Source organism: Pseudomonas sp. CFII68, from assembly GCF_000416195.1.
GTDB classification, from domain to species: Bacteria; Pseudomonadota; Gammaproteobacteria; order Pseudomonadales; family Pseudomonadaceae; genus Aquipseudomonas; species Aquipseudomonas kilonensis.
The window spans coordinates 1-26,404 of the sequence record NZ_ATLN01000024.1 but is presented as its reverse complement, the minus strand read 5'-3'; the positions used below and the strand labels follow the sequence as shown (position 1 = coordinate 26,404).

The following is a 26,404-nucleotide window of genomic DNA, read 5'->3' as shown; positions in this document are numbered from 1 at the left end:
TCACGGCGACCGGGCGGGCGTGTCCGGTCGCTACTTGAAAAAGGCGAAACAGCATGACGACGAACGTGCCGATCCTGCAGATCGACGATATTGAAGTCCTCTACGAACAGACCATCCTGGCCGTGCGCAGCGTGTCGCTGGAGGTCGCAAAAGGGCAGGTCGTGGTGCTGCTGGGCGCCAACGGCGCGGGTAAAAGCACCACCTTGAAAGCGGCCTCCAACCTGGTGCGCGCCGAACGGGGCGAAGTGGTGCGGGGGCGGATCGTCTACCAGGGACGGGAGGTGACCCACAGCGCGCCTCACACCTTGGCGGCGAGCGGCTTGGTGCAAGTGCTCGAAGGGCGGCATTGTTTTGCCCAGTTGACCGTGGAGGAAAACCTTCTGGCCGGCGCCCTGGCGCGCCAGGTGCCGCGGCGCCAGTTGCTGGCTGACCTGGAGTTGGTCTATGGCCATTTTCCGCGGCTGAAGCTGCGGCGCAAAAGCCTGGCCGGCTACACCTCGGGCGGCGAGCAACAGATGATCGCGATAGGCCGTGCACTGATGGCCAAGCCGCAACTGGTCTTGCTCGACGAACCGTCGATGGGCCTGGCGCCGCAGATTGTCGAGGAAATCTTCGAGATCGTGCGCCAACTCAATCAGGACGAAGGCGTCAGTTTCCTGATTGCCGAACAGAACATCAACGTCGCCCTGCGCTACGCCCACTATGGCTACGTGTTGGAAAGCGGTCGTGTGGTCAGTGAAGGCAGCGCCGAGCAACTGGCGGCTCGCGGCGATCTGCAGGATTTCTACCTGGGCGCACGGGCGAGGGAGCTTGCTGTTCCATGATCATTCCCACGCTCCTGCGTGGGAGTGTCGCCAGGGACGCTCCGCGTTCCGCTTTTGGCGTGTGACGCAGAGCGTCACGGGATGCATTCCCCCGCGGAGCGTGGGAACGATCAAAGCCAGTTATCGAGGTGTATCAGGTGCATGTCATCCGTTTCATGGGGGGGCGCTGCGCACCCCAGCGGGAGCAAGCTCCCTCGCCACAGAGGTGTGGGCTCAGGTCGACAGGTTGATCACCCGACCATCGCGCGTGTCCAGTGCCGGGCGGCGTCGATTGACCACCAGTTCGCCGATCCTGATCAACAACGTGCGGGTGACATTGCGGCTCAGGCCCAACAGGCTGGCGGTGTGGACCTGATTGCAGTTGGCGTAGCGGTAGGCGGTGCGCAGCAACTCGGCCTCGACCTTTTCATACAAGTCGCCATGCTCTTGCTCGAGCAGTTTCTCGAAGGCTTTCTGCAACAGCGTCTCTGCGCTTTGAGGGGCCGACTCCTGCGAGTTGTCCTGGCGTTCGATACGGAAGTTCGACAGGTGCAGGTCCTGCACGCCGATCACGTTGTTACGGCAAATCAACAGCGTGTGGTGGATGACATTTTCCAGCTCGCGGATGTTCCCCGGCCAGGAATAGTCGAGCAATTTGCGCTGTGCCTGGGCATCCAGCGTCACTTCGCCGTGACCGAGCCTGCGGCTGTACTCGGCAATGAAGTGACGGATCAGCGGCAGGATGTCACCGGGGCGTTCGCGCAGCGGCTTGAGCACCAGGCTGACCACGTTCAGACGGTAATAGAGGTCTTCGCGAAAGTGCCCGGCATTGATGGCTTTTTCCAGTTGCACGTTGGTGGCCGCCAACACCCGCACATTGATCTTGATGCTCTTGCGCGAACCCAGCCGGACCACCTCGCGCTCCTGTAGCACCCGGAGCAACTTGACCTGGATCGGCAACGGCAAATCACCGATTTCATCCAGGAACAGCGTGCCGCCGTCCGCTTCCTCGAACCAGCCGGCCTTGGCCGTCAACGCGCCGGTAAAGGCGCCTTTTTCATGGCCGAACAGCTCGGCCTCCACCAGGCTCTCGGAAAACGCCCCGCAGTTGACCGCAACAAACGGTTTGTGGCGACGGGCGCTGAGGTTGTGTACGTGGCGCGCCACCAGCTCCTTGCCGGTCCCGGTCTGGCCGATGATCAGCACGCTGGCGTCACTGGGCGCGACTTGCTGCAGGTGAGCCAGCAAAGCGCGGGAGGTGGGGTCTTCGAAGACCTGGGCCGTGGCACGAATCGAGGTGGCCAGGCCGGGGGAGGGAGGAAGCGTTAGAAGCTGCATGACGGTGGCCCGTTAATGAGATTTGCCGTGACTGAGGAGGGGTAAATGCCAACGTTCTTGAGGCAGTACCGCGAAGCCATTGGGCTTAAGGCTTAATCTAAATGATCTAAAAAATAGACAACAAATAACCTTTAGTTATTTGCTTAGGGCTTCACCTGCACTTCGAATCGGTGGCAGGGAGATTTTGTGGTGAGGGAGCTTGCACCGTGCCAGCCGGTCCAAGGGCCGCTTCGCACCCCGGCGGGAGCAAGCTCCCTCGCCACGGGGGATTGTGTTTGTCTGGGCAAATTTGCAGTTCCGGGCCGTACGCCATTTCGATGGCAGATACCACCCCCCTCCATCCGACACCACGAACATTGCGGCGAGGGAGCTTGCTCCCGCTGGGCTGCGCAGCAGCCCCAGACATTAGTTGCCGATACGGATATGCGGTGTGACGGACATCCCCACGCGCAGTTTCGCCGCCCCGGGCTGGTCGGGGTCGATGCGAATACGCACGGGCAAGCGCTGGACGATCTTGGTGAAGTTGCCTGTGGCATTGTGCGGGGCAATGGCGGAGTAGCTGACGCCGCTGGCCGGCCCCAGGCTTTGCACCGTGCCTTCCAGTGCCTGGCCCGGCAAGGCATCCACTTCGATATTCACGGTTTGTCCGGTCTCTACGCGCGCCAGTTGCGTTTCGCGAAAGTTGGCGGTGATGTAGACGGCGTCCAGTGGCACGATTGCCAGCAAGGGTTTTCCGGCATTGACGAAAGCACCGACGCGTATCGATTTCTCCCCGACGGTGCCGCTGATCGGTGCGGTGATGCGGGTATAGGAAAGTTGCAGTTGCGCGATGGCTTGCGCCGCCTCGGCATGGGCGAGGGCCGCCTTGGCCTTTTCCAGATCGGCCTTGAGGATATCCACGTATTGCCGGGCAGCCAGCAACCCCGCCTGGCTCTTGTCCCGGCTGGCCAGTTGAACGCTCAATTGCGCTTCGGCCTGTTGCTGGGCCTGCACGGTGCCCGACCCGTCGGTGGCCAGGTTGCGATAACGGGCCTGATTGACGCTGGCCAGTTTGAGTGCCGCCTCGTCGGCGGTTACCACCGCTTGGGCCTGACGTATGGTGGTTTCCTGTTGGATCAAGTGCGCTTGCAGGCTGGCGATGCCGGCCCGGGCGCTGGCGACCTGGGCTTGCGCCGCGTTCACGGCAGCGACGAAATCGCGGTCGTCGATGGTTGCCAGCAGGTCGCCTTTGTTCACCGGTTGGTTGTCTTCGACCAATACTGTCTCAACCGTGCCCGACACTTGCGGCGCTACCGTGGTGAAGTCGGCGTGGACGTAGGCATCATCCGTAGACTGTATCGATGCACTGGATTCAGGACGATTGAAATAGAACGCAGCGCCGATGGCCACTGCGAGCAGTGTGGCGCTGATGATCTGGGCTTTCTTCGGTAATGCCATGATGAGTCACCCGTGTGAGGAGGAAGGTGATGAGGCTGCGTGCATGACAGGGGCGGGGATGTAGGTCAGTCGCAACACCAGAGGAATCAACAGCAGCGCCAGCAGGCCCAACACGCGATAGGCATCAGCGATCGACAGCACCAGCGATTGCTGGCCGATGAGACTCATCAGTTGCGCCGGCTCAGGCACAAACGCCAGGCTGTTACCTACCAGTGCTCCCTGGTCCAGCAACATTTCTCCATGGAAGCGAGCGCGCACGGTGATGAGCTGGGTAACCGCCGCTGCACCGGCCAGCGATCCGAAGGCGCGCAACGTGTTGATCGTGCCGGACACATAAGGCCCTTCAGCAGGCTGCACCACGCTGGTGATCAGGAACAGCATCGAGACCACCGCCATCGGTTGTCCGAGGGCCTGCAGGGTCTGCGCCATGACGAACTGGTCGCGGTTCCATTCGCTGGTCAGTTGTGAGCCGGCCAGACACGCCAGCGCGATCAAGCACAACCCCAGGGCGAACACGACACGCGCATCGATCTTCTTCTGGTACAGCAGCAGCGCCACCACGGGCCCCAGGACCAGCTGCGGCAGCGCGACGATCAGGCCGACCGGCGCCATCTGGAAGGGGCGATAGTCCTGAAGTGCACCGAGATAGTTGGCCGGTAGCAGCGAGCTGGACATCAACACCACCAGCAGCGCGAAGAACAGGGTGCAGCCCAGTCCCAGGTTGCGGCGTCCGAGGATCTGCAACTTGATAAACGGTGATGGGTGATACCACTCGGTCAACAAATAGACCGCCAGCAAGGCCAGGCCAACCAGCAGCGAAGACGTGATCAGCGGTGAATGAAACCAGTCCAGCCGCACGCCTTGGTCCAGTGCGACAGTGATCAAACCGAACGCCGGCACACCGCAGGCCATACCAAACCAATTGGCCTGCCGGAAACGTGGGACCTGGACGGGTTCCTTCGCCAGCCCCCAGGCGATCAGGCCTGCGGCGATGAGGGCGAGGGGAATGATCTGCCAGTACACCCAGCGCCAGTCCTGCAACCCATCCGTCCAGCGCCCGGCCAACCAGATGGACAGATTAGGCGCGAAGGTCGCGGTCATCGCATACAGCGCCAGGCCATACAGCCGTATGGGGGGCGGCAGGAATTTGAGCGCCGCCATCATCAGCAGCGGGATGGTGGTGCCGCTGGCAATGCCTTGCACAAAACGCAAGGTCAGCAAAAGCTCCAGGTCGTGGATAAAAGGCAGGAGCAAGGCGAGTAGCGTACAACTGCCGAGCATCCACAATTCGAAGCGACGGACCGAGAGCGTGATGGCGAACCACGCCGAAAAGGGCATGGCAATCAACTCGCCGGCGCTGTACACGGTGGTGAGCCAGGAGCCGTCGTCGAAGCCCAAGCCCATCGCGCCTCGCACATCTGCCAGGGCCAATGCGCCGACCCGGGTATTCAACCCCGCCATCATGGCGGCGAGAAAAATGCCGACCAGGCCGACCATCGAGCGTTTCGAGGACGAGGCCTGAGGCCCTGCGCTGGCCGCGACGTGCGCTGGCGACAGTGCGACGCTGTTCATTGGGCAACCTCCGGATTCCAGCCGCCACCCAGGGACTTGTAGAGATTGACCACGGTCAGCGTGGCGTCGGTCGCGTTGGCGTTGAGGCGGGTTTGGCTGGCAAGCAGGTTGGACTGGGCCGTCAGTACACTCAAATAGTCGGCGGCGCCTTGCTGATAACCTCGCTCGGCGGCATGCAGCGCCTGCTTGTTCTGTTCATAGGACACCAGCAGCTCATCGTGTTGACGCTGTTGGGCCCCCCAGGCGTCCAGGGCGTTGTCCACTTCATGCCAGGCTCGCAAGACGGTTTGGCGATAAGCGAGTGCCGCGGTTTTTTGCCGTGATTCGTTCAGGGCCAGGCGTTGCATCAAGCGTCCACCCTGGAAGATCGGCAGGTAAACCGTGGGGCCGATGGAGAAGAACCGGGAATCCCAACTGGCGAGATCGCCACTGTCGAAGGCTTCCACGCCGATCTTTCCTTTCAGGCCAATGCGCGGATAGAAATCAGCCTTGGCCACACCAATGGCAGCCGTGGCGGCATGCAGCTGGGCTTCGGCGCGCAGGATGTCGGGGCGCCTGTGGGCCAGTTCAGAGGGGACACCAACCGGGACCCCGGAGGGCAGGGCAGGCAAGGGCAGAGCCTTACCCAGCTGCCCATCGAGGGCACGGGGCTGCTCACCCATCAGCAAGGCCAGTGCGTTCATCTGGGCGTTGCGACGTTGGTCCAGTTCAGGAACCATGGCCTTGATCGTGGCCAACTGCGCCCGGGCGGAGGAGGTTTCGAAGCGTGTCCCGACGCCGTTACGCTCGCGACTTTCAGCCAGGCCGAGGGTGCGCTCCGCGACCGTCAGGTTTTGCCGGGTGATGTCCAGTTGCGCCTGGGTTCCGCGCAATTGCAGGTAGGTCCGTGCCACTTCGGCGGCCAGGGCCACCTGTGCGGCTTCGCGATCATAAACCGTGGCTTCCAGCGTCGCGGCAGCGCCTTCGCGGGCCCGTTGTGCACGGCCCCACAGATCGATCTCCCAACTGGCATCGAAGCCCAGTTGCCAGAAATTGTTGGGCCCGGTCGGAGCACCCAGGGCTGCGAACTTGCCATGTTCGCTGAGGGCCTCCCGGGTGTAACTGGCATTGGCGCCTACGCTGGGCAGTAATTGCGATGCGGCGATGCCCAGTTGGGCGCGGCTTTGCTCGATGCGTTCGGCGGCCATCTGCAGATCAAGGTTGCCCGCCAGTGCGCGCGATTGCAGCCCGGTGAGCACGGCGTCATTGAACAGTGTCCACCACTGGGACGGCACCGCGGCAGTGGACGTCGGGATGACGCTTGCGTGCTCTTGTCGGGGTGACAGTTGCACAGCGTCAAGCCCGCTCTCAGGTTTCACGAAGTCTGGGCCTACCGTACAAGCGGTCAGGAAGATCGCGCCGATGAGCGTCAAAATGTGTCGAGGTATCCCGAAGAAAGCCGACATAGCCAGTTCCCCGTAAGGTTGCTGCGTCGCTCGACGAGCGCACGCCTGGGGTCAATGAATCAGCGATTGGCTCGCTGTGAATTCATGGTATTGGGGGACGTTTCCTGGCGCACTTCTACATCGGTTCAGCGAAACCATACGTCAGTGGCGGGGGATCTATACGAAGGTGTGGGGTCAGTGGCGTGATGGAAGCATCGTGGCGAGGTGCTGCTCCCGTTCGACGACTGTAGGAGCTGGCGAAGCCTGCGATCTTTTGATCTTTCGCTTGAGATTCAAGTGTCAGGGGAAAGATCGCAGCCTCGTTGCACTCGACAGCTCCTACACAGCTCCTACACAGCTCCTACTGGCGCAGGGCCGTGTCGATACAGGCCAGCAGCTTGTCGGCATCACAGGGTTTAGGCAGGCAGGCGATCAACCTCGGTATGTGTGCCCCAAGGTCCGGGTAAGCGGTAATGAAGATGGTCGGGATTTGAAAGCCCATGGCACCGAGCTGTTCATGCAGTTCCAGGCCACTCATCCCCGGCATCTGGATATCGGAAATCAGGCAGTGGGTAGCCGCCAGGGCGTTTGCGTCGAGGAAGTCCATGGCGCTGCAATAGGTTCGCACGTCATAACCGCTGGACCGTAACAGGCTTTTGAGGGCGGCCCGAACGGAGTCGTCATCATCGACAACGGCAATCGTCGTGGTATTGCGCATCGGGGTGTCATGCATATCGGGTCGCTCGCACAAGCGCCTGTCGTTGTTACAACGATACGCGGTCTCCTGAGGCGCAAAAGTATACCTAGGTATAGCGCGCTAAGACCAAAGGGTTGGCGTTGGATCCAACGGTTTGTCCCAGGGCTGCTTCCACTGTACGCAGGTACAACTGACCTGGGCTGACGGCTCGCCTAGACTGGCACGCATCGTTCCCTAGGGGTTCAACACCAAACCCCTAGGGCGCGTTAATTCGCTGTTCCTCTATGAAATCACTTGAAGGGCTTTCATGAGGGGTTAATCTAGAGATCGGCAACACGACCCGTTCTGGATCCCGACAGAGCCCCATCCTCATCGGGCGGCCAGCGCAGCCACGGACGTCGCCCCAGCGCGACGATATCGGCCATGCGATGTGACACTGGATGCCAGCCCGACGGCAACGTGCGACGGATAACTCACTACAAATTGCTCGCGTGCCGATGGAAAACCACATGCAAATTTTATGGGACGATGGTGAACGTGTCTTCTGCCGGGAACTGCGTCCGGGTGTCGAGGGCGATTGCAGCGTACTGGTTGCGCGGCCCGCTGCCGAACAACCGCGTCCCGGCTGTCTTGGCCGTCTGGCCCACGAGTTTGGCCTGAAAGACGAACTCGATGGCACCTGGTCGGTGCGACCGTTGGAGATGGTGCGCGAAGGCGCCCAGACGCAGCTGGTGCTTGAGGATCCAGGCGGCACGCCACTCGTGCAATTGCTGATTGCGCCCATGGAAACGGCCACGTTCTTGCGGCTGGCGGTGAGCATCGCCGTGGCCCTGGACAAGCTCCACCAGCGCGGTCTCGTCCATAAAGACATCAAGCCCAGTCATATTCTGGTGAACTGCTTCGACGGACAGGCCAGGCTCACCGGGTTCGGCCTCGCCTCACGGCTGCCACGGGAGCGGCAGGCGCCCGAGACCCTCGCGGGGACGCTCGCCTATATGGCACCCGAGCAGACCGGCAGGATGAATCGCTCGATCGATTCACGCAGTGATCTCTATTCCTTCGGCGTCACGCTGTACCAGATGCTGACCGGCTCGCTGCCGTTCACGGCATCCGACCCGATCGAGTGGGTGCACTACCATATCGCCAAGAAACCCTTGCCACCCCGCGAGCGGGTTGGAACCATCCCCGAGGTGCTGTCCGACATCGTCATGAAGCTGCTCGCCAAGACGGCCGAGGAGCGTTATCAGACCGCCGCGAGTGTGGAATATGATCTGCGGCGCTGCCTCGCCGACTGGCAGCAACAGCACCGCATCAATGCCTTTGCGTTGGGCGAGCATGGCACGTCCGATCGGTTGTTGATTCCCGAGAAACTCTATGGTCGCGAGCATGAGGTCGACACCCTGGTCGAAGCGTTCTCGCGGGTCGTTGCAAGCAGTGCGCCGGAGCTCGTCCTGGTCACCGGCTATTCCGGTATCGGTAAATCCTCGGTGGTCAATGAGTTGCACAAGGTACTGGTTCCGCCGAGGGGACTGTTCGCCAGCGGCAAGTTCGATCAGTACCGCCGCGACATCCCCTATGCGACGCTGGTGCAGGCCTTCCAGAGCCTGGTGCGTACCCTGCTTGGCAAGAGCGACACGGAACTGGCCAACTGGCGGGACGCGCTGCAGGAGGCGCTGGACGCCAATGCGCGGCTCATGACCGACCTCATCCCCGAGCTCAAGCTCATCATCGGTGAACCACCACCGGTTTCGGCACTTGATCCACAGCAGGAGCAACGTCGCTTCATGCTGGTGTTCCGGCGTTTTATCGGTGTGTTCGCCCACGAAGATCATCCACTGGCACTGTTTCTCGACGATTTGCAGTGGCTCGATGCGGCTACGCTCGATTTGCTGGAGGATCTGTTGACCAGCGCTGATGTGCGGCACCTGTTGCTGGTGGGCGCCTACCGCAGCAACGAGGTGGATGTCACCCACCCGCTGACAGGCAAGCTCCAGACTATTCGGAACGCGGGAGGCAACGTCGTCGAGATCATGCTGGCGCCGCTCGCCAAGGTGCACATCGAGCAGTTGATCGTCGAGGCGCTGCATGACGAGCAGGCCCGCATCGAGCCCCTGGCGCAGTTGGTGCTGGACAAAACCGCCGGCAATCCGTTCTTCGTGATTCAGTTCCTGCAAACGCTCGCTGACGGGCAACTGCTGACTTTCGATCATGACGCCCGGCAGTGGTGGTGGGATCCGGACCGCATTCATGCCGAGGGCTACACCGACAATGTCGTGGACCTGATGGTCGGCAAGCTGGTGCGCCTGCCGGTCGAGACGCAGCAGGCGCTGCAGCAGTTGGCTTGCCTGGGTAACGTCGCCGGGCTCAACGCGCTTTCGACCGTGCTGGGGATCCCCGGGTCCCAGGTCCGCGCGGTGCTCTGGGAGGCGATTCGCCAGGAACTGGTCGAGCGGCTGGACGACGCTTATGGTTTTGTCCACGACCGTATTCATGAAGCCGCCTATTCGTTGATCCCCCAAGGTTCGCGCGCCGAGGCCCACCTGCGCATCGGGCGACTGCTCGCTGCGCAGACATCCCCGCAAGGGCAGGAAGAGGCGATTTTTGAAATCGTCGGCCAGCTCAATCGCGGCGCGGCGTTGATCCCCGACCCGGCTGAACGGGAGCAGTTGGCAGCGTTCAACCTGATTGCCGGCCAACGTGCCAAGGCGTCGACGGCCTATGCGTCGGCGCTCAACTATCTCATTACCGGGATGCAATTGTTGGGCGAGGATTGCTGGACGCGTCGCCATGGGCTGATTTTCGCGCTGGAGTTGAATCGCGCCGAATGCGAGCTCCTGACCGGGCAGCTGTCTGCCGCCGACGAGCGCCTCACGGCATTGTCGGATCACGCCATGACCGTGATCGAACGGGCCAACGTCGCCTGCCTGCTAATGGATGTGTACTTGCTCCTGGATCGCAGTGACGGTGCGGTCACGGTCTGCCTGGCCTACCTGCGGCATGTCGGGATCGAGTGGTCGGCCCACCCGAGCGATGATGAAGTGCGTAGCGAGTACGACCGTATCGGAGCACTACTGGGGGACCGGGCAATCGAGGACCTCATCGACTTGCCGTTGATGGAGGATGCGACGTCGCTGATGACCGTCAACGCGTTGAGCAAGCTCTTTGCGCCGGCCTTGCAGACCGATGCGAACCTGGCCAGCTTGTTGATCTGCAAGGCGGTCACCCTGAGCCTCGAACAGGGTAACTGTGATGCTTCCTGTGTGCTCTACGCCAATGTATTCAGGGTCGCCGGCCGCAGGTTCGGTGACTATCAAGTGGGGTTCCGGTTCGGTCAGCTCGGTTGCGAACTCATTGAACGACGTGGCCTGACGCGATTCGAGGCGAGCACTTATCTTTGCTTCTCGAATTTTGCCGTGCGCTGGATGAAACCCGTGAGGCAATGCCGCGACCTGCTGCACCGGTCATTCGCTGCGGCGAACCGGATCGGCGACTTGCCGTATGGCGCCTATGCAGGCAACAGCCTCACCTCCGATTCTCTGTTCGCCGGCGAACCGCTGCCCGAGGTCCAAGAGCAAACCGAACGGGGCCTGGCTTATGCCAGGAAGGTTCACTTCGGGCTGGTGGTCGATTTTATCCTCACGCAACTGGTGCTGATCCGGATGCTGCGCGGCTTGACGCCGACCTTCGGTTGCCTGGACGACGGTGACGTCAACGAGCGTGACACTGAAGCCCGCTTGTCCAGCAACCCGGACCTGGCATTGGCCGAGTGTTGGTACTGGATCCGCAAGCTGCAGGCCCGCTACATCGCCGAGGACCCGGAAGCGGCCCTGGACGCTGCCGCAAAGGCGCAGCAGTTGCTGTGGACCTCCCACTCGTTTTTCGAGGAGGCCGAGTATTACTTCTATGATGCGTTGGCCCGGGCCGCCCGCTGCGACAGTCTCCCGCTGGGCGAGCAGGAACAGCACTTGAGCGCAATGGCTGCCGATCACCAATGGCTCCAGGCCTGGGCGCAGCAGTGTCCGGAAAACTTCGCCAGTCGTGCGGCGCTGGTCGGTGCCGAAATCGCCCGCGTCGAAGGGCGTGTGATCGATGCCGAGTTGCTGTACGAGCAAGCGATCCATTGCGCGCAGCAGAGCGACTTCATTCCGATCGAGGCGCTAGCCAATGAGCTCGCGTCTCGCTTCTACGCAGCGCGCGGCTTCGGCAAGATTGCCCGCGTCTATTTGCAGGACGCCCGTTACGGCTACCTGGATTGGGGCGCCGATGGCAAGGTCCGTCAGCTCGAGAACCGATATCCGTCACTGAAGGCCCAGGAGCATGCCCCAGGCCCGACGGCGACGATGGCGACACCGGTCGAACACCTTGACCTTGCCACTGTGCTCAAGGTCTCCCAAGCCGTATCGGGCGAAATCGTCCTGGAAAAGCTGATCGATATGATCCTGTGCACGGCCATCGAACAGGCAGGCGCTGAACGCGGGCTGTTGATCCTGTCCGATGGCGGCGAGCACCGTATCGCGGCGCAAGTGACTACTGGCGGCAACGCAACGCAGTTACGCGATGAGCGGGTGAGTGCGGCGCTGTTGCCCGAGTCGATTCTCTATCATGTGCTGCGCACCCGAGAGAGCGTTTTCCTTGACGATGCCGTGGCCGAGGCGCCGTTCGCCGCAGACCCCTATATCCGGCAGCAGCGGGCCCGTTCAATTCTCTGCCTGCCGTTGATGAACCAGGCCAAGCTCGTCGGCGCGCTCTATCTCGAAAACAATCTGGCGGCCCGTGTGTTCAGTCCGACCCGGATCGTCGTGTTGAAGCTGGTGGCTTCACAGGCTGCCATCTCGCTGGAAAATGCTCGCTTGTACCGTGAGGTCGCGGAACGCGAAGCGAAGATCCGGCGCCTCGTGGACGCCAACATCATTGGGATCCTCGTGTGGAACGCCGACGGCGAGATCATCGAAGCCAACGATGCGTTCCTTCGTATGCTGGGATACGAACGAGCAGACCTTGCCTCGGGCCATCTGCGCTGGAGAGACCTGACGGTTCCTGAGTTTCGAGAACTCAGCGAACGCAGGTTGGCCCACGCTTTGCTGACCGGGCATGCTCGACCCTACGAGAAAGAATATTTGCGCAAGGATGGCAGCCGACTGCCGGTCATCGTCGGCCTGGCGATGTTCGAAGCCGGTAGCAGGGAAGGGGTCGCCTTTGTGCTGGACCTGACCGAGCGCAGGCAGGCGGAGGAAAAGATCCGCGAAAGCGAGCGGCGCTATCGCGAAGTACAGACCGAGCTGGCCCATGCCAACCGTGTCGCGACCATGGGGCAGTTGGTGGCTTCGATCGCCCATGAAGTCAACCAACCAATTGCCGCGGCCATCCTCAACGCCAATGCCGCATTGCGCTGGCTGAACGTGCAACCGCCGGAGATCGGGGAGGTCCGGCAGGTGCTGGACCGCCTCATCTTCGATGCCAACCGAGCGGCGGACGTGCTGGGTCGCATCCGTGGACATATCCGCAAGGCACCACCGCAAAAGGGACCGGTAGACATCAACGCGGCGATCAGCGAGATGATCGACTTCACCCGTGGCCAGATCAGCAAGAGTGGCGCCTCGATACAGACGCAGCTCATGGACGGTTTGCCCACCATCGAAGGCGACCGTGTAGAGCTGCAACAGGTGTTGCTCAACCTGATCATGAATGCGCTCGAGGCCATGAGCGGTGTCAGCGAAGGCAAGCGGCAGTTGCTGATCTGCACGGTGCGCGATGATGCCGGGTGCATCGTGGTGAGTGTCAGTGACACTGGCCCGGGGTTCGCCTCGGACAGTACCGACCTGGTCTTCACTTCCTTCTACACCACCAAGCCTACGGGCTTGGGATTGGGGTTATCGATCTGTCGTTCGATCATTGAATCCCATGGTGGCAGTTTGAGGGCAAGCGTCAACCCACCCCGCGGTGCCACTGTTCAATTCACGCTGCCCATCGCAGCCTTGAGCTCAAGGACAGCGTCTTGATTAATACTTAGGTTTAAGACCTGTATATCAACCGGTCATTGAAATCAGTCCCATGTACAAATGAAACTCCGCAACCCCGGCGATACAGTGTTTTCAAGGGTTGCGGAGTCTCTTCTCATGAATAATCTAACTGCCCATGCCGTGGATGAGTTTTCATCACTGCGTTCCGTTGTGCTCATTTGCCTGGCACTGATGACAACGAATGTTTTCTATCGCTTGAGTGCGCCCACGTCCCCAGGTCAACTGCCGAAGGACATGTCGGATGTTTCATTGAAACCGGTCAACATCGAGCAAGCCCTGGGCAGCGTGCCCATAGGCGCCCACCTGGTCAGCCCTCGCCGGTTCTACCTGCATCACGGCATATACCTTGGCGGCGCAGAAGTTGCCCATTACTCGGGGTTCAGCGGCTCCCTCAAGTCGGGGCCTATCGAAGTGACCGATCTTGAGCATTTCGCCAAAGGCAAACCCGTGTGGATAGTTGACGAGCACTGTGAATATTGCGCCGAAGAAGTGGCCCATCGGGCGCGTTCGCGACTAGGCGAAGACCAATACAGGGTCTTATCCAATAACTGCGAGCACTTTTGCAGTTGGTGCACCACCGGGGAAAGTTACAGCAGCCAGATCAATGCATACTTGCATCGGCCTCGTCATCTTTTTGCACTGATATCAGCGTTGCACCCCCAGCTCATTGCATAGCGTCTACATCACGGTTCGAGCCATTGCTACCGTACTTTCCGGGCCGAGGCGCTGTGCTACAATTTTTTTCCGCCCACTCCCCAAGAGGATCGTGCATGAACGGCAATTCCCCATCCAATGACCCGAGCAGCAAGGATTCAATTGTGTTCGTGGTGGATGACGATGCCTCAATGCGCGATGCATTAAGCAACCTCTTGCGCTCGGTCGGCATACGCGTCGAGACGTTCGCCTCCACGGCGGACTTTCTCCAACAACCCAAGACCGAAGGTGCCAGTTGCCTGGTGCTCGATGTACGGCTTCAAGGTAGCAGCGGCCTGGACTTTCAACGTCAGTTGGCGGGGTCGAACGTCACTATCCCCATCATTTTCATCACCGGCCATGGCGACATCGAAATGTCGGTCAAGGCAATGAAAGCCGGTGCCGTGGATTTCCTGGCCAAACCCTTTCGTGAACAGGATTTGTTGGACGCGGTGTCAGCCGCACTCCAGGCCGACGTCAAGCGCCGGGCCGTCGAGGGTCAGCTTGCGGACCTGCATGCCCGCTACGAAACGCTGACGGCCCGTGAAAAAGAGGTGATGACGTTCGCTGCCAAAGGCCTGATGAATAAACAGATTGCCGGGCAGATGAACCTGAGCGAAATCACCGTGAAAATCCACCGCGGCCACGCGATGAAAAAAATGCACGCCAAATCCTTCGCTGACCTGGTTCGGATGGCGGAGTCATTAGGTGCCGGGCAGGGCCATTGAACAGAGCGACAGGCCTGCATGAACGCCGGCTCCTGGACTTGCGACGCCGCGCAGGCGGCGACGGTTAGCTAATTGCTGGTAAAAAGATTTATTGACTAAAAAATTACATCGGGTAATTATTTCCCTGCATCTGCTTTCACGCAGAGTCATTTTGCAGGGGCAACCCGATGAATCAGAACACCGTGCCTTCACTGGCCAGTCTTTACGTCGAGACTCACGAATCGCCATTTGACGCACGCCTGGCGCCTTCACTCATGCAAGGCTTTCCCGCCGAACCCCACCGCCGTGTCACCTGGCACAACTGGATGAGCCCACCGTTCAGCCAATGGGGTTTCCGCAACCTGGCGCGCTTGCGTCCTTCCATCGACGTGCAGGCCGGCAACGGGCCGGTCAGCGCGTTCAAGCAGGCGCTCCAGCCGCTGGATGAGCTGCACTTCGACAGCGAGTGTGGCTTGAGCATCAGCGTGATCGATCACCTGGTCGCCAGCCAGACCGATGCTTTCCTGGTCTTGCAGGGCGACACCGTCCTGTTTGAGCGCTACTTCAACGGCCAGCGTCCCCAGGACCGACACATCATGTTTTCGGTGACCAAGTCGCTGATCGGTGCCTTGGGCGAGCAACTGGTCTGCGAAGGCCTGCTGGACCCTACGTTGACGGCTGTCCATTACGTACCGGAACTGGCGGGCAGCGCGTTCGGCGATGCGACCGTGCGCCAGTTGTTCGACATGGCGGTGGCCGTCGATTACAGCGAGGTCTATGAGGATCCGGATTCAGAGAGTTCCCAATACGGTTACGCCTGCGGTTTCCAGCCGGCACCAGCGCAGTACGCGACCTTCGAATCCCTGTATCAGTACTTGCCCTCACTGAGGAAACGCGGCAGTCACGGCGGCTTTTTCCATTACGTGACGGCCACCACCGAGGCGTTGGCCTGGGTCATGGAGCGGGCATCAGGCAAGGCCTGCCATCAGTTGCTGCAAGAGATCTGGAGCCAGTTGGGCTGTGAACGTGACGGCTACTTCCTGGCCGATCCCTGGGGCCGCAGCGTCGCCGGTGCCGGTTTCAGTGCGACCTTGCGTGACATGGCGCGCTTCGGTCGCCTGCTGGCCAACGATGGCCGCCAGGGTGGGACACAACTGCTCTCGGCCGAGGCGCTGGCCGGTATCGCCGCCGGAGCCGACCCCGCGATCTACGCAGCATCCCCTGATTTTTCGAGCTGGACCCCAGGCGCGTCCTACCGCAGTCAATGGTATGTCTTCAACGACCACAGCCAGGCGCTCATGGCCGGTGGCATCCATGGCCAATACCTGTTCGTCGACAAACCGTCCGGCGTGGTGATCGTCAAGCAGTCGTCCCTGGACGAAGCCGTCAGCCCATTCGACGGCGACAGCGTGCGCATGCTGCGTGCCATCGCGGCGCAACTGACGCCCTGACTTCATCCGATAAACACAAGAATTTCGTTCCGCTCACCTGGCCCCACCAGGTGTTGGCGCGGGTTTGCGCCGCCATTTACTGCCCTGTAACAACAATAATCACACAGGAGCTCCATATGGTTTCCATGATGCGTTTGTCCCGAACGGTGCTCGTTCTCGGGTTGCCCTTGACCGCCCAGGTTGCCTGGGCGGGCTACACCTTCGAGGAGGGCAACCTCAAGGGCGAGGTCAACTTCAGTGCCGGTGGCGCAGTCCTTTCTACCCGCAACGTCAACTTTGGCGGCGGTGTGGTGGACATGCGCAGCGGCAAGAATGGCGGCACGAAAATCGACTGGCAGGAGTTCTACGTCAAGCCGGGCATCAAGTTGGAATACGCCGTGCAGCCGGATTTCAGCCTGTTGGCGGGCGGCTCCCTGGTGGGCGCGACCACCTTCGGTGATGGCGATGCCGGTGGCTTCACCCGTAGCTCCGACGGCAAGCTGTCGACCGAAGAGTTCTATGGCGGTTTCCGCGCTGGCGAATGGACGGTCACCGGCGGTCGCCAGAACTACATGATCGGCAACGGTTTCATCGTGATGGATGGCAACCTCGACCAGTTGAACGACGGCGCCTACTGGCTCGCCCCACGCACCGCCTTCAAGGATTCGGCCGTGGTCGCCTGGGACCATGGCGCGTTGAAGGTCCAGGGCTTCAGCCTGGGCACCGACAGCGACCTGGGTGACTTTCGCATGAGCGGCGTGAACCTGGACTACAACCTCGACGACCAGGTGACGCTGGGCGCCACCGCGTTGAAGGTCAAGGCCCTGGGCCCCAAGGGCAGCACATTGCCGCGTCGTCGCGATGGCATGCTGGTGTACAACGTCAGGGCCTTGAACGCCAAACTCCCGGGCATCCCGGACCTGACCCTCAATGCCGAATATGCCCTGGAGCGAGGCAGCGGCGAAGGCGTGGACTACGATGCCAAGGCCTGGTACGGCCAGGCGGATTACACCTTCAGCACGCTGCCGCTGACCCCGGTGATCGGCTACCGCTACGCGAGTTTTTCCGGCGACGACAACCTCACCGACAACCGACAGAAAGCCTGGGATCCGTTGACCAAGGGCTTCGTCGACTGGAGCACCTGGTTGATCGGCGATGTCGTCGGCAACTACCTGCTGTTCAACAGCAACGAAAACGTCCAGCAGTTCTCACTCAAGACCCACCTCAACGAAACCCTCACCCTCGGTGCGATCCACTACCAGTTCTGGCTCGACGAAAAAAACTACATGGGCACCGCCGTCAGCGATAAACGGTTTGCCGACGAGAGTGTAGTCTTCCTGGATTGGGCGCCTTCGAAGTCGTTGTCCACCTCGCTGTCCTATAACTGGGTCAAGCCCATGGCAGCGGCCAAGCAAATCTTCGGCGACGACCGGAAATTCAGCGCGCTGGAACTCTACTTCACCTACCGCTATTAAGTGCCGCGAGCCTTCGCGGCCGCGCTGGAGTGTTTGATCATGAGCCTGTTTTTGCGTAACACCTTGCTGGGCGCTGTCGTTTCGATGCTGGTCAGTGGCGCGAGCCTGGCCGAAGAGCGGACGGTGCGGATCTATAACTGGATCGAGTACCTGCCGCCTGAAATCCTCAAGAGTTTCCAGGAGGAAACCGGCATCCGTCCCATCTACGACGTGTTCGACAGCGTCGAGACTTTGGAGTCCAAGCTGCTGACCGGCAACTCCGGGTATGACGTGGTCTACCCGAGCAGTTCCAACGTCAGTCACTTGATTGCCGCGGGTGCCGTCCAGCCCCTGGACCGCAGCCAACTGCCGAACTGGCAGCATCTGGACCCCGAGTTCATGAAGTCCCTGGAAGCGGTGGGCGATCCGGGTAACCGCTATGCGGCGCCGTATCTGTGGGGCACGACCCTGATCGGCTACAACGTCGACAAGGTGCGGCAGGTGCTGGGTGCCGATGTGCAAATGAACACCTGGGACATCCTGTTCAAGGAAGAGAACATGGCCAAGCTGGCCAGTTGCGGCGTCGGTCTGCTCGACGCCGCCAACGAGATCGTGCCCATCGCCTTGCACTACGAAGGGCTCGACCCCAACAGCCAGAAACGTGAAGACTACGCAAAGGCGCAGGCGGCCATGCTCAAGGTTCGCCCGTACATCACCTACTTCAACTCATCGCGCTATGGCATGGACCTGGCCAACGGCGAGATCTGCGTAGGGGTGGGTTGGTCCGGTGGGGTGGCCCTGGCCAAGCGACTGGCCGAAGACGCAGGGAAGGGGGTCAAGGTGGAGATGGCGCTGCCCAAGGAAGGCGCACCGATGTGGTCGGACGTCATGATGGTGCCCACCAATGCGCCGCATGCCAAGGAGGCTTACGCGTTCATCAACTACATCTTGCGTCCCGACGTCATTGCCCGGATCAGCAACAAGATCGGTTACCCCAACCCGAACAAGGACTCCACGACGCTGGTCAATGCTGAAATTCGCAACAACCCCGCCATGTATATACCGGACGAAGCGCGCAAGACTCTGTTCGCGTTGGAGCCGGTGCCGGCGGCGGTGGAGCGGATCCGCACCCGTACCTGGACCAGCATCAAGACGCATCGCTGATCAGTGTGACCCGGCGTTGCGGCGCCGGGTCCGTATCGGTGGGGTGTTCGCTCAGGCGCGCATGCCCAGGAAGAGCAATTCGGTGATACGCCGGACCTGGGTAGAGTGTGCCTCGATGTCCGGTTGTTCCTGGTTGACCAACCTGAACAGCTGCAAGTGCGAATAGTCGTTCAACAGGAACGCGGCGAGGTCGACATCGAGGTCGGCGCGCAGCTTTCCGGCCTGTTGCAATTCCCTGATCAGCCCACTGATTTCGGCCCGGAGCGCATCGTTCATGGCGCGATAACCCTCGGGCAGCCCGTTGTTGCCACCAAACAGGATCAGCGGCAGCAACTCGCGCCACAGGCTCGGATGCATGACCTCCAGCGCGTAGCCGGTCAACAGCCGCTCCAGATAACACAGCGCTTCGACCGGGTCTTCGATTTCAGGGATCTGGCTGCGGGTGTCCGTGAGTGCGCGCTGGTCGGCGTCGTGCAGGATCTCCAGGATGATCTCCTGCTTGTTGCCGAAATACTTGAAGACGGTAGGCGCCGATACGCCGGCCTGGCTGGCGATCTGCTCGATGGTGGTGTTCTGGAAACCCTGGCGCTCGAACAGTTCGACCGCCGCCTTGCTGATGGCTTGGCGGCGTTCGGCTTTTTGACGTTCACGCAGTCCGCTCACGGGAGGTCCTTGTTGGAAAGCAGCGATTAAAGGCCTTGGCGCACCAGCCCTGTGGGAGCGAGCTTGCTCGCGATAGCGGTGGATCAGCCGCTTTGAAGTCGACTGAAATACCGCCATCGCCAGCAAGCTCGCTCCCACAGGGTTCCTGGTTAACAACAAGCCGGGTATAGGCATGCAAAATACTTAACCCAGTAAAGTTTTTAAAGGATTTATTTCAATGGTGGAGTCTGATCGGGAGCTTTTGTGGCGAGGGGATTTATCCCCGCTGGGCTGCGCAGCAGCCCTGAAACCTTTCGGCTAGGTGTGTCGAGTCAGCGGTATTTTGGGGGCTGCTACGCAGCCCAGCGGGGATAAATCCCCTCGCCACAATGGGCAAAATGCCATGCCGTACTTGGCGAAATCAGGCACAGGGATGGCGCGTTCAGGTAACTAACTCGGGAGGGAAGGCAGGTAACGTGGCGCGACTTTTCATCGCAAGTGCGCACGTTCGCCCAGGGTGGATCAACCCGACCAAGCGGTACCGCTTCCAGGAGGGGCGGGAATACCAGAAGCACCGACTGTCCCTGCGCACGTCTCAATGTTCGATCACAAGAGAATAAAAAAATGACCAGCCCCAGCTTCAAGGATTCGAACGGCCATTTGGCACAGGGCTTCAAGCCTCGTCACGTCACCATGCTGTCCATTGCCGGGATCATCGGTGCGGGTCTGTTCGTGGGATCGGGCCATGCCATTGCCGCCGCCGGCCCGGCCGTCATGTTGGCCTACCTGTTTTCCGGGCTGTTGGTGGTCCTGGTCATGCGCATGCTGGGCGAGATGGCGGTCGCCAACCCGGACACCGGCTCCTTCTCGACCTATGCCGACCAGGCCATCGGCCGCTGGGCCGGCTTCACCATCGGTTGGCTCTACTGGTGGTTCTGGGTGCTGGTGATTCCCATCGAAGCGTTGGCCGCCGGTCATGTCCTCAACCAATGGTTTCCCGCTATCGACGCGTGGTTGTTTGCCTCGGTCTCCATCGTCCTGCTGGCCGTGACGAACCTGTTCAGCGTGTCCAAGTACGGCGAGTTCGAATTCTGGTTCGCCATGGCCAAGGTGGTGGCGATCATTGGTTTTATCTCCCTGGGTTTCGCGGTGCTGATGGGTTGGATTCCCGAACGCGAAGCCAGCGGCCTGAGTCGGTTGATGGAGGAGCACGGCGGGTTCGCCCCCAACGGTCTGTCGGCGGTGGTGGGCGCGTTCATCACCATCATGTTCAGCTTCATCGGTACGGAGGCGGTGACGATCGCGGCGGCGGAATCCGATAACCCTGCGCAGAACATTGCCAAGGCCACCCGTTCGGTGATCTGGCGTATCGGTGTGTTCTACCTGTTGTCGATCTTCGTGGTCATTTCCGTGGTGCCCTGGAACGATCCGCTCCTGGCTTCAGTCGGTTCCTACCAGCGGGCGCTGGAACTGATGAACATTCCCCACGCCAAATTCCTGGTGGATATGGTGGTGTTGATCGCCGTGGCCAGTTGCATGAACTCCTCGATCTATATCGCCTCGCGGATGTTGTACTCGCTGGGGCGTCGCGGCGATGCGCCAAAGGCACTGAAGGTCACGTCCTCGGCCGGTGTGCCACGGTCGGCGGTGATTGCCAGTACCGTGCTGGGCGCGGGTGTCACCTTGTTCAGCTACTTCATGCCCGCCGGCCTGTTCCAGTTCCTGCTCGCCAGCTCCGGCGCCATCGCCTTGCTGGTGTATCTGGTGATCGCCATCTCGCAACTGCGCATGCGCCGGATGTTGCAACGGCAGAACATCGAGCTGCCTTTTCGCATGTGGTTGTTTCCCTGGCTGACCTGGTTGGTCATCGTGTTCATCTCGGCGGCGCTGGCGGTCATGATGGTCACGCCTGAGCACCGTAGCGAGGTCAGTACCACCCTGGGCCTGGCGTTGGTCATTTCCTTTATCGGCCTGGTGACATCGCGGCATTCACCCCAGCCTGAGCGCGTCGCTTCCCTCGGCTAGTTCGTCATTTTTACCCTGTTGACGCCACGTTACTGGCGTCAACAAAACCGCCTTTTCAGCCCATTCAAGACGTAAAAACCCCAGTCTTGAAGCGCGGCCCTTCCGCCTGTCACCCACTTGCAAACCCAGCCTTGCGAACCGGCACTAACCCGCGGCCGCGTTGTCAGTAATTTGCGCCTGTAGGGATGAGGATCGTCCCTGGTATCGGCACACTCAGCTGGATAGTTTTTTCTCGAGCACTCTCGGAAAAACAGCCTTGCGATGGATTGCGTCCTGGACCGACCATTTCTCTTGCAGGCGATTTCCCATGGGGTTTCTACTCGATCCGCGTCATGACATCGATGCTGCCTTATTGAGCTACCGCCGAGTGTTCTGGGCCCTGGCATTGTTCAGTGGCGTGATCAATCTGTTGGTGCTGGTGCCGTCGCTCTACATGATGCAGGTCTACGACCGGGTCCTGACCAGCCGCAACGAAACCACCTTGTTCATGCTCACCTTGATGGCCCTGGGACTGTTCATGTTCAGTGCCCTGATCGAGTGGGTCCGTGGCGAGGTGATGATTCGCATGAGCGCGGGGCTGGACGAAGCCTTGGGCGAGCGGATTTTCGACGCTGCCTTCGCCCGCAGCCTGCGCGAGCACAACGCCAACCCGGCGCAAGTGCTCACCGATCTGGCGACGCTGCGCCAGTTGATTACCGGGCAGGGCCTGATCGCCTTGCTCGATGCACCCTGGCTGCCGATCTTCCTGCTGGTGGCGTTCATCTTTCACCCCTGGTTCGGCGTGCTGACACTGGTGCTCGCCCTGGTGCTGGTCGGCTTGGCGCTGTGGGGCGAACTGGCGACGCGCACGCGCCTGGGCGAAGCCAATCGCCTGGGCGTGCAGTCGTCGATCTATGTGAATAGCACGCTGCACAACGCTGAAGTGATCCAGGCCCTGGGCATGCTCGGGCCGCTGCGTCAGCGCTGGAGCCTGTTGCAGCAACGGATCATTGCCGCCCAGGCCCATGCCAGCGACCGCAGCGCGCGTATCACCTCGATGACGCGTTTCGTGCGGATCTCCGGGCAGTCCCTGGCGTTGGGGCTGGGCGCTTTGCTGGTGCTTGAAGGCCAACTGTCGGCGGGCATGATGATTGCGATGTCGCTGTTGCTGGGACGGGCCCTGGCGCCCGTGGAAATCGCCATCGGCTCGTGGAAGCAATTCAACGCCGGACGCCAGAGCTACCAGCGCCTGAGCCAATTGCTGGCCCAGCATCCGCGCGAGCGTCTGCGCATGCCGTTGCCGCCACCCACCGGTGCGGTGCGCCTGGAGCAGTTGTATGTCGGTCCGCCGGGGGCTTCGCAGCCGATCCTGCGCGGGATCAATTTCAGCCTCGCCAAAGGCGATGTGCTGGCGGTGGTCGGGCCCAGCGCCAGCGGTAAATCGACACTGGCGCGCGCCTTGGTCGGGGTCTGGCCGGCCATGGGCGGGTCGGTGCGCCTGGACGATGCCGAGATCAGCCAGTGGTCCCACGACGCCTTGGGGCCCTACCTTGGATACCTGCCACAGGACATCGAGTTGTTCGATGGCACGGTCGCCGACAACATCGCCCGTTTCGGTGAGCAGGACGCCGACAAGATCATCGCCGCCGGGCGTCATGCGGGTATCCACGAAATGATCCTGCGCTTTCCCAAGGGCTACGACACGCCGTTGGGTCCCGGCGGACTTGGCTTGTCCGGTGGGCAGAAACAACGCCTGGGCCTGGCCCGCGCGCTCTATGGACGGCCGTCGCTGATCGTGCTCGATGAGCCCAACTCCAATCTCGATGACGCCGGCGAGCTGGCGCTGGTGCAGGCCATCAGTGCGCTCAAGGCGGCCGGCAGCACCGTGGTGTTGATTACTCACCGACCCAGTGTGTTGGCGGTGGTCGATCACATCCTGGTGCTCAAGGACGGTACTCAACAAGCGTTCGGCCCACGGGACCGGGTGCTCAAGGCATTGATGCCGGGGCCGAGACCGGCCGCGGTCAGGGAGGCGGGCGGCGATGCGTGATCTGACTCCAGGGGCACAAGCGTACAGCGAGCAAGGGCTGAGCGTGCGCAGCACGACGACGCTGCCCAGTGCCAGCACTGACGCCGGGAGCGCGGCGCGTTATGGCGTGGGATTCCTGGTCCTGACGCTGGGTGGTTTCCTGCTCTGGGCCTGCCTGGCGCCGCTCGACCAAGGGGTGGTAGGCAGCGGCACCGTGGTGGTGGCGGGGGAGCGCAAGGCGGTGCAGTCGTTGGTCGGCGGGGTGGTGGAAAAACTGTTGGTCAGCGATGGCGACCGCGTCACCCAGGGGCAATTGCTCGTGCAGCTCAATACGGTGCAGGCGCAGTCGCAACGGGACGTGACCCTGGGCAAGCTGCTCAATGATCGCAGCATCGAGGCGCGCTTGATTGCCGAGCGCCTGGGCAATGCCGAGATCCAATGGCCCGCGGAACTGCTGGCCCACGCCGACGAACCGCGAGTCAAGGCGGCCATGGCCTTGCAGAGCCAGTTGTTCATCACCCGCCGCGCGGAGCTGGGCAGCCGCTTGCAGATCATCGAGCACGAAGCCGCGGCCTTGCAGCAGCAATTGCTTGGTTACGAAGGCGTCAAGCGCAACTACGACGCGCAGATGCGCTTCCAGCAGCAGGAGCTCGAAGGCCTGCGTGATTTGGCCCGGGAAGGCTACGTTCCGCGCAACAAACTCTTCGAAGCCGAGCGCAACGCGGCCCAGTTGGCGGGGCAGATCGCCTCTGGGGTGGGTGATGTCGGCAGGACTCGCCAGGCGATCAACGAAAGCCGGCTCAAGGCCTTGCAGGCGCAGCAGGAGTTCCGTCGCGATGCCGAAACCCAGCTCAGCGAAGTCTCGGCCGAGGCCGCCGGTTATGCCGATCAGATTCGCGCCTTGCAGTTTGAAGTCGACAACGGTGCGATCCGTGCGCCGGTGGCCGGGCAGGTCATGGACGTGAGCATTCATACGGTCGGCGGCGTGGCTCAGGCCGGCCAGACTCTGATGCAGGTCGTGCCGCTGGATGCACCGATGGCGATCACCGCGCGCTTCGAGCCGTTGATGGCCAACAAGCTGCGCCCGGGTCTGCCGGTGCACGTGCATTTTACCGCGCTGCAACGGGTGGATACGCCGACGGTGACCGGCACGGTGACGACGGTGTCGGCGGACCAGTTGATCAACGAGCAGACACACCAACCGTACTTCTCTGCCAAGGTCGAGATTCCTGCCGACACGGTGGCTGCGTTGCAGAGCGCCGGCCTGCTGGTGCGCCCGGGCATGCTCGCCGACGTCACGGTGGTGACGGGCGAGCGCACCTTGATGAATTACCTGATGAAGCCTTTGCGTGAACGCTTGCTTGCAGCCTTCAAGGAGGAATGAGCATGGTCGATCGTTGCCGCTACCGTGTGCGTGTATTGCTGAGCCTGTGTGCGGGTTGGGCGGCGTTCAATCCGGTGTGGGCCGCTGAGGGGGGGCTGAGCCTGACCGCCGCCTACGATGCTTCGCGCCTCAACGATCCGACCGTGCAGTCGGCTGCCCACGCCTTTGAAGCTTCGCGGCATGAAGAGGACATCGGGCGCGGCGGCCTTTACCCGCAAGTGTCGCTAAGCTCGCGCTACGGCTACGGCGGGCGTACCGACGGCGGTGACGACAGCAGTTACGTCAACAGCAACGATTACCAGGCGAACAACGTCACCTTGGCGGCGCAACAGCCGCTCTACGACAAGGCACGCTGGGCGGCGTATCAGGAGGGCAAGGCGCGCGGTCAACTGGGCACCCAGGTGTTCGACGTGGCCGGTCAGACTCTGTATGACCGGGTGGCGAAGGGGTATTTCGACGTCGCCCGGGCCGAGAATGAGATCAAGTTGATCGTCCAGCAGAAGAGCGCCATCCAAGGTTTGGTCGTTCAAAGTAAAAAGCTTTATGAAGGCGGCCAAGGTGCGATCACCGATATCGACGAAGCCCAGGCGCGGCTCGACCTGGTGCAAGCCCAGGAGGCTGAAGCCCAGGCGCGTCGGGTGGCGGCGTTGCGGGCCTTGTCCGGGCGTGCCAGCGTGCCGATCGATGACATCCTGCCGATGCGCGAAGAATTGGCCGCCGGTAGCCCGATCCCGGCGGAGCAGGATTTGCCGTACTGGACGGCGATTGCCCGCGAGGCCAGCCCCGAGCTGGCCGCCCGACTGGCGGCGGTGAAAGTCGCCGAAGCCCAGGCCGACAGCCAGCGCGCCGGGCATTATCCAACCTTGTCGCTGACCACTCAGCTGACCCGCCGGGAAACCCGTCAATACCAGGAACTCGACCCGCGCCAGGACACTTACTACGTGGGTGTGCAGTTGGATATCCCGTTGTATCGCGGCGGGGCGGTACGGGCGTCGGTGGCCAAGGCCGAAGCGCAACTGGCCGGCGCCCAGTCCGACTACGACGTGCAACGCCAGCAACTGGCCGAGGATATCGAGGCCGATTACCTGGGCGTCGTCGCCGGGTTTACCAAGAGCAAGGCGATGCAGCGGGCGGTGGAGTCCAACCAGCGAGCACTGACCTCGACGGAAAAAGGCTTCCAGGGCGGCGTGCGTTCCACGGTGGATATTCTTGACGCGCAGCAGCGGCTGTTCCAGGCCCGTCGAGACCTGCTCAACACCAAGCTCGACATGCTGCAAAGCTATGTGAGCCTGCACACCCACACCGGCCAGATGAACCGCGCAGTGCTGGAGCAGGTGCAAAGCTTGTTCTAGACAATCCAGGGCTCAAGTTTGCAACTTATCCCTGTGGCGAGGGAGCTTGCTCCCGCTGGGCTGCGATCTTTTGATCTTTCACTTAACACTCAACAAGGCCTGAAAAGATCGCAGCCTCGCTTCGCTCGACAGCTCCTACAGCGCAGCCGAGCGGGAGCAAGCTCCCTCGCCACAAAAGCCGCCCATGACCTGTGGTGACCTTCAACCTTTCTGGCACAACACGCCCCCCTGTGGGAGCGAGCTTGCTCGCGATA

The 26,404-nt window shown here is 61.4% G+C and carries 17 protein-coding genes; 11 read left to right on the top strand and 6 right to left on the bottom strand.

Annotated elements, in window-relative coordinates:
* The first annotated feature begins 53 nt into the window (after positions 1 to 53).
* On the top strand, positions 54 to 824 hold the full coding sequence (locus tag CFII68_RS22895) for an ABC transporter ATP-binding protein (RefSeq protein WP_018601924.1): 771 nt from the start codon (positions 54 to 56) through the stop codon (positions 822 to 824).
* A 213-nt stretch (positions 825 to 1,037) separates the two neighbouring features.
* Here CFII68_RS22895 and CFII68_RS22900 read toward each other — a convergent pair whose 3' ends face one another.
* From CFII68_RS22900 to CFII68_RS22920, 5 genes are all read right to left on the bottom strand, one after another.
* The gene (locus tag CFII68_RS22900) at positions 1,038 to 2,141 is read right to left on the bottom strand and encodes a sigma-54-dependent Fis family transcriptional regulator (RefSeq protein ID WP_018601922.1); all 1,104 of its coding nucleotides are present in this window, start codon (positions 2,139 to 2,141) and stop codon (positions 1,038 to 1,040) included.
* Positions 2,142 to 2,546: 405 nt separating this feature from the next.
* The gene (locus CFII68_RS22905; protein ID WP_018601920.1) at positions 2,547 to 3,578 is read right to left on the bottom strand and encodes an HlyD family secretion protein; all 1,032 of its coding nucleotides are present in this window, start codon (positions 3,576 to 3,578) and stop codon (positions 2,547 to 2,549) included.
* Between the two features lie 6 nt (positions 3,579 to 3,584).
* On the bottom strand, positions 3,585 to 5,150 hold the full coding sequence (locus CFII68_RS22910) for an MFS transporter (protein ID WP_018601918.1): 1,566 nt from the start codon (positions 5,148 to 5,150) through the stop codon (positions 3,585 to 3,587).
* Complete coding sequence (locus CFII68_RS22915; RefSeq protein ID WP_018601916.1) at positions 5,147 to 6,595, bottom strand: efflux transporter outer membrane subunit; 1,449 nt, start codon at positions 6,593 to 6,595, stop codon at positions 5,147 to 5,149. Before CFII68_RS22915 ends, CFII68_RS22910 begins: the two co-directional genes overlap by 4 nt.
* 340 nt (positions 6,596 to 6,935) lie before the next feature.
* Positions 6,936 to 7,307: a response regulator transcription factor gene (locus CFII68_RS22920; protein WP_018601914.1), complete on the bottom strand. Its 372-nt coding sequence runs from the start codon at positions 7,305 to 7,307 to the stop codon at positions 6,936 to 6,938.
* A gap of 473 nt (positions 7,308 to 7,780) precedes the next feature.
* On the opposite strand from CFII68_RS22920, the gene CFII68_RS22925 reads away from it, so the two are divergent.
* The 6 genes from CFII68_RS22925 to CFII68_RS22950 all read left to right on the top strand — a co-directional run bounded on the left by CFII68_RS22925 (position 7,781) and on the right by CFII68_RS22950 (position 18,739).
* Positions 7,781 to 13,270, top strand: a complete 5,490-nt coding sequence (locus tag CFII68_RS22925) for an ATP-binding sensor histidine kinase (RefSeq protein WP_018601913.1) — start codon at positions 7,781 to 7,783, stop codon at positions 13,268 to 13,270.
* 117 nt (positions 13,271 to 13,387) lie between these two features.
* Positions 13,388 to 13,966, top strand: coding sequence for a lecithin retinol acyltransferase family protein (locus tag CFII68_RS26415; protein ID WP_084483645.1), 579 nt, complete (start codon positions 13,388 to 13,390; stop codon positions 13,964 to 13,966).
* Between the two features lie 95 nt (positions 13,967 to 14,061).
* Positions 14,062 to 14,712, top strand: a complete 651-nt coding sequence (locus CFII68_RS22935; protein WP_018601909.1) for a response regulator transcription factor — start codon at positions 14,062 to 14,064, stop codon at positions 14,710 to 14,712.
* Positions 14,713 to 14,879: 167 nt separating this feature from the next.
* Positions 14,880 to 16,142: a serine hydrolase gene (locus CFII68_RS22940; protein WP_018601907.1), complete on the top strand. Its 1,263-nt coding sequence runs from the start codon at positions 14,880 to 14,882 to the stop codon at positions 16,140 to 16,142.
* Between the two features lie 116 nt (positions 16,143 to 16,258).
* Entirely contained in the window at positions 16,259 to 17,596 is a 1,338-nt protein-coding gene (locus CFII68_RS22945) for an alginate export family protein (protein WP_018601906.1), read from the top strand.
* A gap of 39 nt (positions 17,597 to 17,635) precedes the next feature.
* Positions 17,636 to 18,739, top strand: coding sequence for a polyamine ABC transporter substrate-binding protein (locus CFII68_RS22950; RefSeq protein ID WP_018601904.1), 1,104 nt, complete (start codon positions 17,636 to 17,638; stop codon positions 18,737 to 18,739).
* Between the two features lie 51 nt (positions 18,740 to 18,790).
* Here the strand turns inward: CFII68_RS22950 and CFII68_RS22955 are convergent, their stop codons facing one another.
* A complete protein-coding gene (locus tag CFII68_RS22955; RefSeq protein WP_018601902.1) occupies positions 18,791 to 19,402 on the bottom strand; it encodes a TetR/AcrR family transcriptional regulator in 612 nt (203 codons plus the stop codon).
* A gap of 603 nt (positions 19,403 to 20,005) precedes the next feature.
* On the opposite strand from CFII68_RS22955, the gene gabP reads away from it, so the two are divergent.
* From gabP to CFII68_RS22975, 4 genes are all read left to right on the top strand, one after another.
* A complete protein-coding gene (gene gabP / locus CFII68_RS22960; RefSeq protein ID WP_018601900.1) occupies positions 20,006 to 21,406 on the top strand; it encodes a GABA permease in 1,401 nt (466 codons plus the stop codon).
* A gap of 307 nt (positions 21,407 to 21,713) precedes the next feature.
* On the top strand, positions 21,714 to 23,435 hold the full coding sequence (locus CFII68_RS22965; RefSeq protein ID WP_018601899.1) for a type I secretion system permease/ATPase: 1,722 nt from the start codon (positions 21,714 to 21,716) through the stop codon (positions 23,433 to 23,435).
* Positions 23,428 to 24,798 (top strand): HlyD family type I secretion periplasmic adaptor subunit, encoded by a 1,371-nt coding sequence (locus CFII68_RS22970; protein WP_018601897.1) that lies wholly within the window; start codon positions 23,428 to 23,430, stop codon positions 24,796 to 24,798. Before CFII68_RS22965 ends, CFII68_RS22970 begins: the two co-directional genes overlap by 8 nt.
* 2 nt (positions 24,799 to 24,800) lie before the next feature.
* Positions 24,801 to 26,150 (top strand): TolC family outer membrane protein, encoded by a 1,350-nt coding sequence (locus tag CFII68_RS22975; protein WP_018601895.1) that lies wholly within the window; start codon positions 24,801 to 24,803, stop codon positions 26,148 to 26,150.
* The last annotated feature ends 254 nt before the right edge of the window (positions 26,151 to 26,404 follow it).

Bases quoted from the DNA above. Each gene is read 5' to 3' on its own strand.
- CFII68_RS22920 (WP_018601914.1), bottom strand. From the start codon at position 7,307: ATGCATGACACCCCGATGCGCAATACCACGACGATTGCCGTTGTCGAT.
- CFII68_RS22945 (WP_018601906.1), top strand. From the start codon at position 16,259: ATGGTTTCCATGATGCGTTTGTCCCGAACGGTGCTCGTTCTCGGGTTG.
- CFII68_RS22975 (WP_018601895.1), top strand. From the start codon at position 24,801: ATGGTCGATCGTTGCCGCTACCGTGTGCGTGTATTGCTGAGCCTGTGT.
- CFII68_RS22965 (WP_018601899.1), top strand. From the start codon at position 21,714: ATGGGGTTTCTACTCGATCCGCGTCATGACATCGATGCTGCCTTATTG.
- gabP (WP_018601900.1), top strand. From the start codon at position 20,006: ATGACCAGCCCCAGCTTCAAGGATTCGAACGGCCATTTGGCACAGGGC.
- CFII68_RS22910 (WP_018601918.1), bottom strand. From the start codon at position 5,150: ATGAACAGCGTCGCACTGTCGCCAGCGCACGTCGCGGCCAGCGCAGGG.
- CFII68_RS22940 (WP_018601907.1), top strand. From the start codon at position 14,880: ATGAATCAGAACACCGTGCCTTCACTGGCCAGTCTTTACGTCGAGACT.
- CFII68_RS22915 (WP_018601916.1), bottom strand. From the start codon at position 6,595: ATGTCGGCTTTCTTCGGGATACCTCGACACATTTTGACGCTCATCGGC.
- CFII68_RS22970 (WP_018601897.1), top strand. From the start codon at position 23,428: ATGCGTGATCTGACTCCAGGGGCACAAGCGTACAGCGAGCAAGGGCTG.
- CFII68_RS22935 (WP_018601909.1), top strand. From the start codon at position 14,062: ATGAACGGCAATTCCCCATCCAATGACCCGAGCAGCAAGGATTCAATT.
- CFII68_RS22950 (WP_018601904.1), top strand. From the start codon at position 17,636: ATGAGCCTGTTTTTGCGTAACACCTTGCTGGGCGCTGTCGTTTCGATG.
- CFII68_RS22900 (WP_018601922.1), bottom strand. From the start codon at position 2,141: ATGCAGCTTCTAACGCTTCCTCCCTCCCCCGGCCTGGCCACCTCGATT.
- CFII68_RS26415 (WP_084483645.1), top strand. From the start codon at position 13,388: ATGAATAATCTAACTGCCCATGCCGTGGATGAGTTTTCATCACTGCGT.
- CFII68_RS22895 (WP_018601924.1), top strand. From the start codon at position 54: ATGACGACGAACGTGCCGATCCTGCAGATCGACGATATTGAAGTCCTC.
- CFII68_RS22905 (WP_018601920.1), bottom strand. From the start codon at position 3,578: ATGGCATTACCGAAGAAAGCCCAGATCATCAGCGCCACACTGCTCGCA.
- CFII68_RS22925 (WP_018601913.1), top strand. From the start codon at position 7,781: ATGCAAATTTTATGGGACGATGGTGAACGTGTCTTCTGCCGGGAACTG.